Raw genomic sequence first — 16,899 nt, forward strand, 5'->3', positions numbered from 1 at the left:
AATCAGTACGACCGAGAGCCGTGTTCGGGGGCTATGCCGAGCCTGTACGCAAGGCCGCGCAGCTCCCGGCCGCCGACGCCCCGACTGGCCGTTCGCAGCTGGTTGGCGACTGCTTCACGGACGAACAGATCGCTTCGAGTCTGTTGCGGAGCAGTCGCCTCGGCCCTGACAAGCAATTCTGTCCCTTGGGCTCGCCGCGATGGCTCGGCCAGCAGCGTGCGGCCCGCCTCGGACCAGAAATTCGCACGCCGCGACGCCGACGGGATCGACTCCACCGGGACGTCTGCCACCAGTTCCACAGCGGCTACGCCGTCGCCGAGCTCCATGCCGATCGAGGACCGCCAGATGTCAACGTTGGTGCGCCCGAACCACAGTCGAGCGAACTGCCCTGTGTCGGTGTCCATGCGCCGGGCGACGTCCGCGGCTTCGGTGAGGTGAGTGTCGGCAGTGGACCGGTCACCCTGCACGGCCGCAGCCAGGGCAGCGGACAGGTTCAGCATGCCGTACGCCTGGATCACGTCGTGGTTGTTCAGGCTCGGCGCGATCCGGTCGGCGGTGGCGACGGCACGCTGGTACTGCTGCGGCCGAGACACGCTGCCGGATATGCTGCCGCGCAGCCACACCGCGAACCCAAGCCACGCGGGATCCTCGAGTTCCTCGGCGCACGCCTGCGCTGCCTTCACCATCATGATCGGAAGTCCGCGCACCGCAAGCCTTTTCGCTGTCTCGGCGAGCACGTAATAGCAGCGGATAAGGCCGATCAGGACGTCGGTGCGCCACGCGGGCCGGCGCACGTATGCCGCGTGCAGTTCGTGGAACAGTTGCGGCGCCAGCGCACACACCGCCGGGTAGTCGGTGGCCTCGCGCAGCAACTCGACGGCCGCCAGGTCCGCCGCGATCTCTGGCCATTCGCGAAGGTTGCCGCCGGGGTCCTCGCCGAGTTCGCAGATCTCCAGGGCACTTTCGATGGCTACCAGCCCGGCGTAGGACTCGGGCGCGGCACCGCTGTTCTCCCATGGCTGTCCGTTGAACTCCGACGGTGCGACCCGTAGCGCATTCGCCAGGGCCTCGACCGTGCGCCGGTTGTCGAGCGTCTTCTCTCCCCGCTCGAGCTTGCCGAGGTAGCCGAACGATATGCCGGCGAGTCCTGCGGTCACTTCGAGGGATTGGCCACGCCAAGCACGGATTTCGCGCAGTCGGCGTCCGAGTTCGTTCGGGGGCACGCCACTACCCCCTGTGTCCACCACACTCATGTGTCCACGCTACGACCGTTCGGTCGGCTCAACCAGGGGTTCGGAGGGATCGAGCGGGCGTACCATCGAGAATTGCGCCACCACACTCATAGGCGCATAGAAGCCGTCACCTGGTCGCCACCTAGTGACGGCTTCTCACTGTTCTCGGTTGGATCGGACCTCGGCGCGGGGACAGCCGCCAGGGCAGCGCCAACGTATCCGACTCACGGGCGGGGGCGGAGTCGCGGCGCACGGACACGGTGGCCGGGTTCGCGTCCTGGTGCGGCATCACCCATGCCCTGTAGGCCCGGGGGCCTCGGCTCGTCCAATTTGGACGAACCGACGCACACCTCTCAGGCGGGCATGCCTTTCGCGGCGCCCGGGGTGAGGAACTCGACGCGGAAGCTGTCGACGAACTTTTCACGCTCGGCGAGGAACCGGAGCGTGTGCGGCTGCTGCTCGTGCGCGTCGAACGCATCACGTGACGCGTACACCTCATAGAAGACCCGGGCGAGCGGCTCACCCTCGACAGTGTGCGTGGCATACACCAGCGTTCCGGGCTCGCGCTCGCGGATCTGCTCGACGGTCTCGGCAACCAGGGCGTCGAAACCCTCGACCGCGGCAGCATCGGCGAAGTTGAAGCGGACGACAAGAGCGATCAATGAGTTCGTCATCACGGACGATCGTTCACTTCGCCGTGCGGCCCGCCGAAAGGGCTTCGGGCTCACCAAGAGTCGCGGCTTCTACTTCCTGACCGATCCGCACACCAACACGGTCGTGGTCGGGGCGCCGAGCGGCTGGAGCGCGGAGGACATCGCCGACTACCTCGACAACGCAGGGTAGGGCAACCGCATCCGGGACAAGGCAGGGGTACTCGAATTCGAGTACCCCGCACCGGGCGCTGAGGATGTAACAGAATGTCACAATCCCTTCCGTACAAGCCCGTTCAACGGTGTCCACGAATATGCAGAGTTCCAGGTAGCAAACGTTCCTGTACGGGCTTGTACCCACGTGGACATGGGGTAATCATCCTCGTTGACGCCCCCGAACCGCCCTTCGTGCACACCCCGGGCCGGGTGCCCAACCAATGGCTTGACTCCGGGGAGTTCCTCGCGCTGCCGGTCTCCTGCCCGTGGTGCGGCTGGTGGCGCGATGGTGCGTGCGAATGCCCGCCGGACACTCCTCCATCATGACCCGGGTATCGAGTTAACACGTAGACAATGAACTGTGACGTCGCGTGCAGCTTGACCGACGTGGCGTGCCTGCCGCTTGGAAAGGGCTATCCGCCACCGGGTTCCGCTCGTAGTGTCGCGGGTGGGTTTCGGGGCTTGTCCCAGCAACCGCAACCGCTGATGTCGTCGATGGGCTATCGGGTGGCACTCATGCTTCGGAGCCCGAGGGTCGCCCGCTCTTGCGGCCCTTGATCGGCGCTTCTCCCAGCCATGGAAGCAGCCGAGCACGAGAACGCTCGACGGTCGGCGGGAACCCCCGAATCCTTTGCCAATCCCGCCGGTCCGGGAAATCGCCAGCCAGGAACCAGTCTGTGGCGTGGCGTGCCCAATCGTTCAGGGGCGAAGACTCGAAAGTCGTTGAGCTGTAGCCACGTCCAGCCGATGCGGCCGAGCGTTGGCGTAACGCACGGGTGCAGATCGCGTTGTATCTGGCCTACGGCCGTCCCTCCGAACGGCGTCGCGCGCGGATCCTCGCGCGGCGAATCCCGTAGCGTCCCTGGGCTCGACGCGCCCGACCGGGGCGGGCTGGCTCTCTACAGGATCCTGTCACGTCGGCGTTCGGCGGCGATCCGGGCTTGCTCGGCGGGAGCGACTGATCATGGCGCACCTTCGGCGAGTGGGGGAGCGTCTATCTCCGGGTAGAGCTGCAGGTAGGTGGCGTGGTGCTCACGATAGTGTCCGCGTCATGGTCCCCGCCCTGATGTTCATCGCCCTGATCGTGGCGGCGGTGTTGGGACTCACTCAGCAGTCGTCGGCGTAGTCAAGATTTTCGCGAGCACGTCCGCGATTTGTCCGAGTGCCTTGTCGCCGGTCATGCTCCAGTGGGTGGCATCTACCTGGGCGTCGTTAATGTGTCCATCGATGACATCGATCCACGTCATGGCTCCCTGAATTTCTGGCGAGAGGCCTTGTGCGGCAGTGAAATACATCAGGTCGCCGTGGAATGTGCGAGCGTGGTAGCTGCCTACGAGTTGGGTTGATCGGGCTGCGTTGTCGATTGCGGCCGCGATGCGGTCGGCGCCGAAAGAAGCGAACGGTTCTCCGAGTACGGCGAGTTGTTGGGCCAGTCGCTCCGGTGTGGAGTCCAGGTCGGGCAGGTTGGCGGCCACGTCGCCGAGCAGACCGCCCAGCAGCTCTGCGAGTGGGACTACTCTTCGTACGGATACAGAAGCGCGACCGGTGGTTTCGTGGTGGCTGTCCAGCATGGCGAGCAAGGCGACCTCCGCGCCCTCTTCCTGTAGCTGTACCGCCATGGCGTGTGCGATGACGCCGCCGAGCGACCAGCCGAGCAGATGATAAGGACCTGTCGGTTGGACGGTTCGGATCTCTTTCACATAGCGGCGGGCCCAGTCCTCGATCGAGTTGGGAAGAGGCTCGTCGCCGCGCAAGGCCGGAGACTGCAATCCGTACAGCGGCCGGTCACGGTCGAGGTGTGCGGCCAGACCCGCGAACGACCAGGCGATGCCACCGATCGGGTGCACACAGAACAGAGGTTGCGCGGAGCCGGTGGTCCGCAGCGGCAGCAGTACGTCGAATGCCGCACTGCCGGTGTGCTCATCGGCTACTGCGGAGATCAGGCCGGCGGGGGTGGGCGTGGTGAACACCAGCATGACGGGAACTCGGTGTCCGAGCGCGTGGCCGACAAGATTCGCCAATCGAGTCGCGCTCAGTGAATTGCCTCCGTGTTCGAAGAAGTTGTCGTCCAGGCCAATTCGTTGGGCACCGAGCACCTCGGCGAATACCGTACAGACCGCCCGTTCCCGGGTGGTGACCGGTTCACGGAAGGCGTGTACCGCTGGTAGAGGGGTGGGCAGTTCCTTACGGTCCAGCTTGCCGTTGGCGTTGAGCGGCAACGCGGTCAGCGGCATGAAGACTGACGGGATCATGTACGACGGCAGTTCGGCGGCCAGCGCCGACTGCAGCTGCTGCTTGTCGGGCTCGCCGTCGCTGCCCACGATGTAGGCCACCAGGCGGTCGCCGAGGACCGGATCGGTGTGCGCGACCACGGCCGCCGAGGCGACGGAATCCAGGCGCAGCAGCGCGGATTCGATATCGCCGAGCTCGATGCGGAAGCCGCGGATCTTCACCTGGAAGTCGGTGCGGCCCCGGTACTCCAGCTCGCCGCTCTCCTGCCAGGCCACCAGGTCACCGGTGCGGTACATGCGGGAACCGTTGCCGGCGAGCGGGTTCGCCACGAATCGGTCGGAGGTGAGGTCCGGACGGCCGTAGTAGCCGCGCGCCAGCTGCGCGCCGGCCAGGTACAGCTCGCCGGACACGCCCACCGGCACCGGCCGCAGACGCGAATCCAGCACGTACACCTGGGAGTTCCACTCGGGCGAGCCGATGGACACCGACAGCTCGTCGCGGACGGTGACCCGGTGGTTGGTGACCGACACCGCGGCCTCGGTCGGGCCGTACAGGTTGAACAGCTCGGTGCGCGGCCGCTCCCGCAGCACGCGCTGCGCCAGCGGGCCGGGCAGCGCCTCACCGATGGCCAGGATGCGCCACAGCGAATCCGGCAGCCCGTCGGTGAGCAGCGCGTCCAGCATGGACGGCACCACGTGCAGGGTGGTCACCCATTCGCGGGCCATGAGCTCGTTCAGATACGCCGGGTCCTTGTGGCCGTCCGGCGCGGCGATGACCATGCGGCCACCGCAGGCGGCGGCGGACCAGAACTCCCAGACCGACAGATCGAAGGTGGCGGCGGTCTTGAGCAGCACCGCATCCGCCGGGTCGAGGCCGAATTCGGTGACCTTCCACAGCAACTGGTTCACCACCGCACCATGCGGCAACGCCACACCCTTGGGGCGGCCGGTGGAACCGGAGGTGAAGATGACATACGCGGTGTTCGCGGCGCGCAGTGGTGCTGTGCGTTCGGAATCGAGGACAGGGGCTGCGCTGACATTGTCGAGGGTCAGTTCGTCGAGTCGTACGAGCGGCGCGATTGCGGTCTGAAAATTCGCGTCGGCGTTTGTCAGCACACTGATCGGCGCGGTCGATTCTAGGATGTGGCGGATGCGATCGGGCGGCTGATTCGGGTCCACTGGTACGTAGGCTCCACCTGCGACCGAGACCGCGTACATGGCGACGACCAGGTTCATCGAGCGAGGCAAAGCCAGCACGACCCGCTGTTCGGGACCGACCCCCAGGGAAATCAGGTGTCGTGCGAGGCGGTTGACACGTTCATCCAGCTCCGCGTAGCTGAGCCGGAGGTCGCCCGAGATCAGCGCCGGCGCATGGGGGGTTCGTGCGACGGAGGCCGCCAGCAGCTCCGGCAGGGTTGTCGGGGCGATGGTCTGCCGGGTGGTCGAGTTCCACTGGTCGATCAAGCGGTCGCGCTCGTCGTCGTCGAGCAGTTCGACGTCGCCGACCGGCACAGCGGGATCGGTGGTGAGGGCGGTCAGCAACCGGATGAATCGCGCGACGAACCCCTGGGCGGTGGCCCGATCGAACAGTGCCGTCGCGAAGGTGAGTGTCCCGTCGATTCCCGCCGGGTGGCCGTCCTCGAGGTAGTTGTCCTCCAGGATCCAGTGCAGGTCGAATTGGGAGACTTCCAGATCGAAGTCGACGGCGGAGACGGCGAGTCCTGGAAGTTCGAGGCTGGTGCGAGCCAGATTCTGGAAGGACAGGCCGACTTGGAACAACGGGTGGCGAGCGGCTGAGCGCGGCGGATCGAGGACCTCGACGAGCCGTTCGAACGGCACGTCGGCGTTGGCGAAGGCCGCGAGATCGGTCTCGCGTTGCCGCGCGAGCAGTTCGGCGAAGGAGGACCCCGCGTCTACCTGAGTTCGGAAGACGAGGGTGTTGACGAACATTCCGATCATGTCGTCCAACTGGGCGTCACCGCGGATCGCCATCGGCGTGCCGATGGCGATATCCGAAGCGTTCGCCAGGCGTGCCAGCAACACCGCCAGGGCGGTGTGGACCACCATGAACAAAGTCATGTTGTGGGCCCGCGCCAGAGCTGCCAGGCGAGTGTGTGTTTCGGCGTCGATGCTGATCGCGGCCTTGTCGCCGGCGAAGGATTGAGTCGGTGGCCGCGGGCGATCGGTGGGAAGCTCGAGCTGTTCGGGAAGCTCGGCAAGGGCGGTCTTCCAGTACGCGATCTGGTGTGCGGCAACGGAATCGGGATCGGATTCCGACCCGAGCAGGGTGTGTTGCCAGAGTGTGTAGTCCGCGTACTGCACCGGTAGCGGTTCCCATTCGGGCGCGTGTCCGTGTGCGCGGGCGGCGTAGGCGATCATCAGGTCGCGGGTGAGGGGGGCGATGGAGGCGCCGTCGCCGGCGATGTGGTGAATCACCAAGGCCAGCACGAACTCCGCGGTGTCGCTGTCGGCGATCTCGAACAGTGCGATCCGCACCGGCACCTCGACGGTGACGTCGAAGCTGGTGCCGGTCATGAACGCGGATACCGCCGCGACGATGTCTGCCGCGACGATCGCATGGTCCTCGATTTCCACGGCGGACTGCTCTACCGACAGAATCATCTGTGCCGGTAGAGCTGTCGCATCGTGGGCTCGCGGGTAGATGGTGCGCAGAATTTCGTGGCGGGCGATGACATCGGTGATCGCGGCCTGCAACGCGTGTGTGTCGAGTGCACCGGAAAGCCGTACCGCGAGCGGGATGTTGTAGGCGGTCGAGGCCGGATCGAACTGATTGAGCAGCCACATCCGCTGCTGTGCGGGAGAGAGCGGAATGTGGTGCGGCCGTGGGACAGCCGCCAGAGAGTGACGCCGGTCGAGGTCACGCTCGGGCAGCCGAGCCGCGAATCCGGATACCGTGGAGGCCTCGAACAGCAGAATCACCGGCACGTGCGTCGAGATCGCCGCACCGATCCTGGCCGTCACCTGGGTGGCGATGAGGGAGTTGCCGCCTAGGTCGAAGAAATCGTCGTCGGCACCGATCGGGTTTTCGATACCGAGCAGTTCGCCGTAGATCTTCGCGACCAATGTCTCGAGTTCCCCGGTCGGGGCACGGAACTCCTTGGCCCGCAGGGCAGGTTTCGGCAACGCGTGGCGATCCAGTTTGCCGGTCGGGGTCAATGGAATCGACTCGAGGAGCGTGATCGCGCTCGGCACCATGTGCGCGGGCAATCGATCGGCGGCGTAGTCGTGCAGCGCCTCGACATCCAGCTTCGCGCCTGGTGCGGCGTGAACGTAGGCAGCCAGGATTGTCGCATCGTTGTCGAGCTGGTGGCCGAGGGTCGCCGCGAAGTCCACGCCGTCATAAGCCATGAGCAGCGTGTCGATTTCGCCCAGTTCGATGCGGAATCCTCGGATCTTGACCTGGAAATCGTTGCGTCCCAGGTATTCGATGTCGTCGCCGGTCCAGCGCACGAGGTCGCCGGTGCGGTACAGCAGCGATCCAGCGGTTCCGAACGGGTTGGCTACGAAACGTGAGGCGGTCAGGGCGGGACGGTCCGCGTAACCACGCGCGAGTGGTGGACCGGCGATGTACAACTCGCCCATCACCCCGTCGGGGACGGGGGCGAGCCGGCTATCGAGGATGTATTCGGCCACTCCGTGTATCGGCGCGCCGATGGTCACCGGATTTCCGGGGGCCAGCGCCTTGCTGATATTGGTCACGATCGTGGTCTCGGTCGGACCGTAACCGTTGTAGAACTCACGTGTACGCCGTCCGGAAATCGGTGTCACCCAGCGTCGCACGAGGTCGGCCGGGCAGGGTTCGCCACCCGCCACCACCACGCGCAGCCGGTCCAGTCCGGTCGGATCCAGCGACGCCAACGCGGCCGGGGTCACGAAGGCATGGGTCACCTTCTCTCGGCGTAGCACCGCCGCCAAGTCGTCGCCGCCGTAGATGTCGGTCGAGACCACCACCATGGTCGCCGCTGCGCCGACGGCCAGCAGCAACTCGAGGACCGAGGCGTCGAAGGACGGCGAGGCGAAATGCAGTGTGCGCGAGGAATTGGTGACCCGGTAGCGTTCACGCTGCTGCATGCAGAAGCCCGCGAGGCCCGCGTGGCTGACCACTACGCCCTTGGGTCGTCCGGTGGAACCGGAGGTGTAGATGACGTAGGCCGGGTGAGCGGCCCGCAGCGGGCGTACACGGTCGGCGTCGGTGATCGGGTCGCTCGGGTAGCCGTCGAGCCGTCGGGCCAGTTCGGTGCTGTCGATCACCAGCCAGTCCAGGGTGTCCGGCAGTTCGGCACGCACGGCGCCCACGGTGAGGCCCCGGGTCGCACGCGAATCGGCCAGCATGTAGGTGATGCGTTCGCTCGGGTACCTCGGATCCACCGGCACGTAGGCTGCGCCGGTCTTGGCGATCGCCCATACCGCCACCACCGACTCGACGGACCGTGTGATGGCCAGGGCGACTCGATCTTCGGGGCCGATCCCGCTGTCGATGAGCAGTCGTGCCAGGCGTGTGGAGAGTTCGTCGAGTTCGAAATACTCCATGGTGGACAGGGTTTCGACGGCGTCGGCGTAAAGGAGTGCCGTGCCGTCGGGGTTCTGCTCGACGGCGGCCTCGAGCAGGTCCGGCAAGGTCGCCACGTGCGGTGCGGCCACCGGGGCGGCCGACTCGACCGGCGTTCGCCCGGCGCGCAGACGCGCACGTTCGCTGTCGTCGAGAATGTCGATGGTTCCCACGGTGATTCGAGGGTCGGTGGCGATTGCGGCCAGAACGCGTGCGAAGCGTCGGCCGAATGCGGCGATGGTCGGTTCGTCGAACAGATCTGTCGCGTAGACGAGCCCGATCGTGATCTCACCGATCCCGCCGTCCGCTTCGACCTGCGGCGCGACCATGACCTGGAGGTCGAATTTGGCTGCGAGCTCACCGCTTTCGAGTGCCGCCACGGTCAGGCCGGGCAGCGCCAAACTTGCCTGTTCGACATTCTCGAACGCGAGCATGACTTCGATCAGGGGCCGGCGCCCGGTGTCGCGGATGGGTGCCGCGACTTCGACGACTCGTTCGAACGGCACGTCGGCATGCGCGAACGCCGATAGGTCTGTCTCGCGCACAGTGCCGATGAGATCCTCGAACGCCGCGTCGCCCTCGACGCTGGTCCGCAGCGCCAGGGTGTTGACGAACATGCCGATCAGGTCGTCGAGGGCGCGCTCGCCCCGGCCCGCGATCGGTGTGCCGATGATGATGTCGCGGCCGCCGGAGAGCCGGGCCAGCAGTACCGCGAGTGCGGCGTGGACCACCATGAACAGCGACGCGCGATGCTCGCGGGCCAGGGCGTCCAGCGCACGGTGCACGTCCTCGGGGATCGTGAAATCGATGGTGTCGGCGCGCAGCGACGGTGTGCGAGGCCGAGGCCGGTCGGTGGGCATCTGCTGGTCGTCGAGGTCACGCAGTTGGTCGCGCCAGTACGCCAATTGTGCGGCGGCTATCGAGTTCTCGTCGTCATCGTGTCCGATCACCGATCGTTGCCACAGCGCGAAATCCGCGTATTGGACAGCGAGTGGAGTCCATGCCGGGGCGCTGCCCTGGCTGCGTGCGATGTACGCGGTCACCAGATCTCGTGCCAACGGGGCCAGGGAGGCTCCGTCGGCGATGATGTGGTGGACGACCAGGACCAGGATGTGTTCTCCGGCCGCGGGGTCGGTGTACAGGCGGGCGCGCAGTGGCGCGGACGCGGTGACGTCGAAGCCCGCGGTCATCATCGCCACGACATGGTGGGTGACCGAGGAGGCGCCGGCGGTGACGATCTCGAGCCCGTGTGGCAGTACCGCATCGGGGGAGAGGATGTCTTGGAAGGGGTGGGCTTCGGCTGTCGGGAATCGAGTGCGCAGCGCTTCGTGCCGCTCGAGCACGTCGAGTACGGCCTGTCGCAGCGCGTGGACATGCAGTGTCCCGGTCAGGCGAATCGCGAATGGCAGGTTGTAGGCGGCGGAGGCGGGATCGATCTGGTTGATCACCCAGATCCGTTGCTGCGCGAGCGACAGTGGCACGCGATCGGGCCGGGCCATGGGCCGCAGGCGCGGGCGATCCGAGGTTTGCGTGTCCTGCGCCAGCCGTGCGGCGAGGGCCGCCACGGTCGAGGAGTCGAACAGCTCGCGTACCGCGACCCGGGTTCCGAGTGCTTCGCCGAGTCGTGCGGTAAGACGGGCGGCCATCAGCGAGTTGCCGCCGAGGGCGAAGAAATCGTCGTCGGCGCCGATCTGCTCGAGGCCGAGGACCTCGGCGAAGACGCGGGCCACCGCGATCTCCGACTCGCCTGCCGGAGCACGGAATTCGCGGGTGGCGAAGATCGGTTCGGGCAGGGCCTTGCGGTCGAGTTTGCCGCTGGTGTTCAACGGGAAGGCGTCGATGGCCACGACGGTGGATGGAATCATGTAGGTGGGCAGGCTGTCGGCGACGGTAGCCAGTAGCGCCCGCGGGTCGATGATCGCGCCCGGTGTTGCCACGGCGTAGGCCACCAGTTGATCGCCGAGCGGTGTCGGCACGACCTGCGCCACGGCCTGTGAGACTGTGGGTTGTGCCAGCAGGGCGGTTTCGATCTCGCCCAGCTCGATGCGCTGGCCACGGAACTTGACCTGGAAGTCGGTGCGGCCGATGTATTCGAGTCGTGCGGGCCCTTGTGTGTCCGGGGCGCGCCAGCGCACCAGATCGCCGGTGCGGTACATGCGGGAACCGTTGGGCCCGAACGGATTCGCGAGGAAGCGGTCTGCGGTGAGGTCGGGGCGGCCCAGGTAGCCGCGGGCCAGTTGGTCCCCGGCGAGGTACAGTTCGCCGGGGACTCCGGCCGCGACGGGATGCAGGCGCGCGTCGAGCACATATATCTGGCTGTTCCATTGCGGCAATCCGATCGGCACGCTGGTTCGATCGGTTCCGTCGGCAAGCCAGGAGGTGATGGATACGGCGGCCTCGGTCGGTCCGTAGAGGTTGTGTACCCGGATGCCGGTTCCCAATGCACGCGCGGCGGTGACGGTCTCCGGCGGCAGTGCTTCGCCGATGACGAAGACGTCGCGCAGTGTCGGAATACTGCCCGGGCGAGTGTGGGCCGCGAACACGGTGAGCATGGACGGTACGAAATCGGTGACCGTAATGTTCTGTGCGGCAATGACACTGGCCAGGTACTCGGTGTCGCGGTGGCCGTCGTGGTCGGCGATCACCAGTTTCGCGCCGGTACGCAGCGGCATGAAGTAGCCCCAGAGCGACACGTCGAAGGTGGTGGCGGTCTTCTGGAAGTAGGCGTCGTCAGGGCCCATCGGGTATTCGCTGAGCATCCAGCTGATCTGGTTGTGGATGGCGCCGTGGCTGACTGTCACGCCCTTGGGGCGACCGGTCGAACCGGAGGTGAAGATGACGTAGGCCGGATTGTCCGGCCGCACCGGACGACGCAATTCGCTCGCCGTGACCGGTGTGTCCGAGAAGGAGTGCAGCGCAACGGTATCCGTATGCACGATATCGATTTCGGAAGGCAGGTCGACGGCGTCGGCGGTGGTGGCCAGCACGCAGGCGGGTCGGGCGCTATCGAGTATGTGCCTGATTCGGTCCGCGGGGTGATCGGGATCCAGCGGCACCCACGCGCCGCCCGCGGTGAGGATCGCGTACATGCCGACGACGAGATCCGGTGACCGGCGAATCGCGAGACCTACCAGGGACTCTGCCCCCACTCCGCGCGCGATCAGCAGGCGCGCCAAACGATTGACCTGGGCGGCGAACTCCGCATAGGTCAAGGTCGTGCCCTCGAAGGCGATCGCGACTCGAGTCGGATATCGGGTGACGGCCCTGCGGTAGCCGTCCAGCAGCAACTCGGGTGCGAGTGCATGCGCGGTAGCGTTGCGGCCCAACAGCATTGCCCGGCGTTCGTCGTCGCTGAGCATGTCGAGGTCGCCGAGTGGGCGTTGCGGCTGCTGGGCGGCGGCGGCCAGTGTGCGTCGCAGTCGATCGGCCAGTGTGGCGACGGTGGCCTCGTCGAACAGATCGGTCGCGTAGATGAAGGTCGCGGCCATTCCGGCGGGTTCTCCGTCGATGTCGTGTGGCATCACGGTCAGATCGAGGTCGATCTTGGCCAGGCGCGTGTGCAGATCGACGCCGGAGATGGTGAGGTCTGGCAGTTGCAGGGTGCCGGTTTCCATGTTCTGGAACGACAGCATGACCTGGAACAGCGGATTCCGCGCGGGCGATCGCGGCGGGTTGAGCACTTCCACCAGTCGTTCGAAGGGAACGTCGGCGTGACCGAAGGCTTGAATATCGTTGGCGCGCACCGTCTCCAGGAGTTCGGTGAAGCCCTGCCCGCCGTCCACCTCGGTGCGCAGCACCAGGGTGTTGACGAACATTCCGATGAGATCGTCGAGTGCCGCTTCACCGCGCCCGGCGATCGGTGTGCCGATGGCGATGTCGCGCGTGCCGCTCTGCCGTGCCAGCACTATCGCCAGTGCGGCGTGCAGGACCATGAACAGCGTTGAATTGTGTTGCTGTGCGATCCGCGTCAGGGCGGTGTGCAGTGCCGCGTCGATGTGGAAGTCGTAGGCGGCGCCGCGCCCGGACGCCCTTGCCGGTCGCGGCCGATCCGAGGGCAGGTCGAGCTGATCGGGTAGGCCGGCGAGCCGCTCGCGCCAGTAGGCGATCTGCTGGGCGAGCACGGACTGCTCGTCGTCCTCCGAGCCGAGCGCCTCGCGCTGCCACAGTGTGTAGTCGGCGTATTGGACCGGCAGGGGATCCCAGTTCGGCGTGGTGACACGCGTGCGGGCCAGGTAGGCGGTCATGAGATCACGGGTCAGCGGAAGAATCGACATTCCGTCGCCCGCGATGTGGTGAACCACGCAGACCATGACGTGTTCGGTTGCGCCGAGTCGCAGCAGTCGCAGTCGAATCGGTGGTGCGGCGGTCAGATCGAACGCGGCCATGGCTGTCTCGGCGATGAGTGCGGGCAGTTCGTTCTCGCTCACATCGTCGACCGCGACCGTCGGCACCGCACGTGAATCGTTGAGCGGCAGTATCTCCTGGCGCCCGACGCCGTCGAGTTCGGGATAGAAGGTTCGCAGCACCTCGTGGCGTTGTGCCAGGTCACGGACTGCGCCGGTGAGGGCGTCGACGTGCAACGGGCCACTCAAGCGCACGGCGAAGGGCATATTGTCCACCGCGCTCGCCGGGTCGAAGCGATTGAGGAACCACATTCGCTGCTGTGCGTAGGACAGCGGGATCTGCGGCGGGCGCGGCATCGCTTGCAGGCGGGAACCTCCTCGGCCACCCGCGGTTTCGGCGATCAGGGCGGCCAGACCGGCTACGGAGGAGGCCTCGAACAGCGACTGCACCGAGACGCGGACTCCGAGCGAGTCTCCGATACGGGCGGTGGCTTGCGCTGCCAGCAGTGAGTTGCCGCCCAGTTCGAAGAAGTCGTCGTCGAGTCCGATTCGGGTGTCGCTTCCGTTCGGCAGGAGCAGCCCCGCGAACACGGTCGCGATCGCTTCCTCGGCGGGAGTGGTGGGGGCGCGGAATTCCCGGGAGGCGAATATCGGTTGCGGCAGCGCATTACGGTCCAGCTTGCCGACCGGGGTCAGCGGGACCTCATCGATCAGGACGAGCGCCGAGGGAATCATGTACGCGGGCAAAGACTCCGCCGCGAACCGCAACAGCTCGCCCGAGTCGAGCGCTGTGCCCGCGCGGGGTAGGACATAGGCGACCAACCCGGTGACGCCCGAGGGCAGGGTGGTGCCCAGGGTCACGGCGTACGCCACGTCCGGGTGCGCGGTGAAGACGCTGTCGATCTCGCCGAGTTCGATACGCAGGCCACGGATCTTGACCTGGAAATCGGATCGGCCCAGGTACTCGATGAGGCCGTCCGGGCCGCGGCGCACCAGGTCACCGGTCCGGTAGAGCCGGCTGCCGGACGTTTTGTCCGGGACGCAGAACGGGTTGGCCAGAAATCTCTCCGCGGTCAGGGCCGGCCGGTTCAGATAGCCGCGGCCCAGACCCGCGCCCGACAGGTACAGCTCGCCGATGACGCCCTCGGGGACCGGTCGCAGCCTCGCGTCGAGGATGAAGGCGCCGGCGCCGTCGATCTCCGAACCCACGGTGACCGGTCGGTCCGGCAGCATTTCCCCGGTGGTGACCATGACGGTGGCTTCGGTCGGTCCGTAGGCGTTGAACATTCTGCGGCCATCGGTGGCCCACCGCGACACCAGATCCGAGCCCAGGCGGTCACCGCCGCACACCACGACGCGGACATCGTCGAGCCCGATCGGATCGACTGATTCCAAGGCGCCGGGAGTGATGAGAAGGTGCGAAACGTGTTGCCTGCGTACCAGATCCGCCAGTTCCGGACCACCGAATGTGGTGGGCGGGGCGATGACCAAAGTCGCGCCGACCGCGAAGGTGAACAACATCTCCATCAGCGAGAAGTCGAAGCTGGGCGAGCTCAGGTGCAGCACCCGTGACCGGCTGGTCACCAGGTAGCGGGCTCCGACGAGCGCCATGGCGGCGATGCCGGAGTGCGTGATCACCACACCTTTGGGTTTGCCGGTCGAACCGGAGGTGTAGATCACGTAGGCGGCGTGGCCGGGCAGCGGACGACTTTGATCGAGATAGGAAATGACGTGTGCGGCACGCGCGTTCACGGCCGCTCGGATGGCCGGGTCGTCGAGTTCGAGCCAGTCGATGTGTGTGCCGAGGGAATCTCGATGTGTGCCGGTCGTGAGACCGAGCACGACGCCGGAATCGGTGACGATGTGCTCGATACGGTCGGCGGGATAGCCGGGATCGATGGGGACGTAAGCCGCGCCCGTCTTGGCTACCGCCCAGACCGACAGTATCGATTCCACCGACCGCCGGATGCCGACGGCGACCATGTCCCCCGGGCCTATTCCCCGCGCGATCAGTTCCCGAGCCAGCCGGTTGGATGTTTCGTCGAGTTCCCGGTAGGTCAGGACGCGTTGATCCTCGGGCATTCCGGTCGGGTCGAAACACAGTGCGATGGAATCGGCGTGTGAGTCGATTGCCGCCGTCAACACCTGTGCGAATGACAGGAAGTGGGTGCGGCGGCGGGTGCCGCGCGGGGAACGACGCACCGACTGCATACGAATACTCAACCCTTCGACAGCGATTCACGTCCTGGCCCGCTGCGATCAGTGGAGCCTTGACGAAAGTAGTGAATCGGCCAACTTCGACTATTCCCTCTGGTGGGAATGATTCGCGGGGCGTTCCTCGGCGAGCTGCGGCGGAGAATGGGGTCTCTGCTGGTCGGTGACCTGGTCGCGGGGGCTGCGGGACGCCGTCGCCCTTCCCAGGTTTGGGGACGCGCGCGAATGATTCGAGCACGGTACGAGCTAGTTTTCATCCGACGGCCGTCACCGCAGAGCTCTGTGCGTATGCGGATATCGCACAGGGTTGTGCCGTCGCGAGGCGGCTCCGCCTTCTGGACAAAATCCTCGAAGAGGGAGGCGGCGCCGCACCGTACCCCGTGCCCGCGGTTTTTGTGTCGTTTGTCACTCCGGGGCTTTGCCCGGGTCTGCCGGCGGCGAAGTCGAGGAACCGAATACAGACGCGCCCCGTGTATTCCCAGACGTGGGAATGCGCGGATGGATGCTTGCCGGATGTCGCCATATGATGTGTCCAGTGTGGCTGTGGGATATCGATCGGACGGCGTGAGGGTATCGCGGTTTTTGAAATGCAAATATCTTGTTTATCCGCATCAGATTGCTGCCGAACTGCGACGACTGCGCTTTTCGAGTTCTCGGAGACCACAGGCGGAGGTTCATGATCGATGTACTCATCTTGGGTGCTAGATGGACATCGGTATACCATTCGGTGACGAATACTTTCGCCGATGCACTGGACCGGGATCGTTTCAATCCACGGATGATGGGGTGCCTAGGTAGCCGATCGATTGTCGAAGCCGCTGTTCTGCGCGAAGTCCATCGCAGCGCTCGCCCGCTGATTCTGGTCGGCTATGCGCACGGAGCCGCGATAGTGGGAGATGTGGCGGCAGAATTCGGCGGAGGCGGATCGCCGATAGTGGCATGCGCACTCGTTTCCGACCCCTTTCGTCCGCGCGGGCAGGTGGTCGGAAACGATCCCGGTGGCTACGGAATTCTGGGAGAGAGAGAAGTCTCTGCGGTGCCGGCGTATTGGGCCGCTGCGCGCGGAGATCTCACCACTGCGTTGGTGGACGGCAGTTCGTTGCGGATGGTGCCCGAACTGTTCGAGTATTTCGACCTGTCGACCGATGAAGCCGTGATCGATTGGAGGAGGCGCCTCGTGGATGCTGCTATCAGAGAGCAGCTCGCGAGGTATCCGGCGGCTCGGAGACTTTGGTACGGAAGACGCCCCGAGCATTTTATGACCACCGCGAACCTTCTCACGGGTGCAAATGAGACGAACTACGTCCGTCTGGGGCACGTTGAACGACTGGCGCAGACCATCAACAAAGAGATAGCAGTTCGCAATTGACTCGAGCGCCACCGAAAAGGGGTGCCCGAAGAGGATTCGATTTATTCGAACCCCGTTGTACAGAGTTGTCGGAA

The 16,899-nt window shown here is 65.8% G+C and carries 4 protein-coding genes; 1 reads left to right on the forward strand and 3 read right to left on the reverse strand.

All coding sequences use genetic code 11. The features are described 5' to 3' along the window. Positions 1 to 2: 2 nt before the first annotated feature. From ACIRRA_RS39650 to ACIRRA_RS39660, 3 genes are all read right to left on the reverse strand, one after another. The gene (locus ACIRRA_RS39650) at positions 3 to 1,253 is read right to left on the reverse strand and encodes a helix-turn-helix domain-containing protein (RefSeq protein ID WP_402779475.1); all 1,251 of its coding nucleotides are present in this window, start codon (positions 1,251 to 1,253) and stop codon (positions 3 to 5) included. Positions 1,254 to 1,585: 332 nt separating this feature from the next. Continuing rightward, positions 1,586 to 1,906, reverse strand: a complete 321-nt coding sequence (locus ACIRRA_RS39655) for a putative quinol monooxygenase (protein WP_402779477.1) — start codon at positions 1,904 to 1,906, stop codon at positions 1,586 to 1,588. 1,295 nt (positions 1,907 to 3,201) lie between these two features. Beyond that, on the reverse strand, positions 3,202 to 15,453 hold the full coding sequence (locus tag ACIRRA_RS39660) for an amino acid adenylation domain-containing protein (RefSeq protein WP_402779479.1): 12,252 nt from the start codon (positions 15,451 to 15,453) through the stop codon (positions 3,202 to 3,204). 679 nt (positions 15,454 to 16,132) lie between these two features. On the opposite strand from ACIRRA_RS39660, the gene ACIRRA_RS39665 reads away from it, so the two are divergent. Beyond that, complete coding sequence (locus ACIRRA_RS39665; protein ID WP_402779481.1) at positions 16,133 to 16,825, forward strand: hypothetical protein; 693 nt, start codon at positions 16,133 to 16,135, stop codon at positions 16,823 to 16,825. The last annotated feature ends 74 nt before the right edge of the window (positions 16,826 to 16,899 follow it).

The organism is Nocardia sp. NPDC101769 (assembly GCF_044766925.1).
Taxonomy (GTDB): Bacteria; Actinomycetota; Actinomycetes; order Mycobacteriales; family Mycobacteriaceae; genus Nocardia.

Bases quoted from the DNA above. Each gene is read 5' to 3' on its own strand.
- ACIRRA_RS39650 (WP_402779475.1), bottom strand. From the start codon at position 1,253: ATGAGTGTGGTGGACACAGGGGGTAGTGGCGTGCCCCCGAACGAACTC.
- ACIRRA_RS39655 (WP_402779477.1), bottom strand. From the start codon at position 1,906: ATGACGAACTCATTGATCGCTCTTGTCGTCCGCTTCAACTTCGCCGAT.
- ACIRRA_RS39660 (WP_402779479.1), bottom strand. From the start codon at position 15,453: ATGCAGTCGGTGCGTCGTTCCCCGCGCGGCACCCGCCGCCGCACCCAC.
- ACIRRA_RS39665 (WP_402779481.1), top strand. From the start codon at position 16,133: ATGATCGATGTACTCATCTTGGGTGCTAGATGGACATCGGTATACCAT.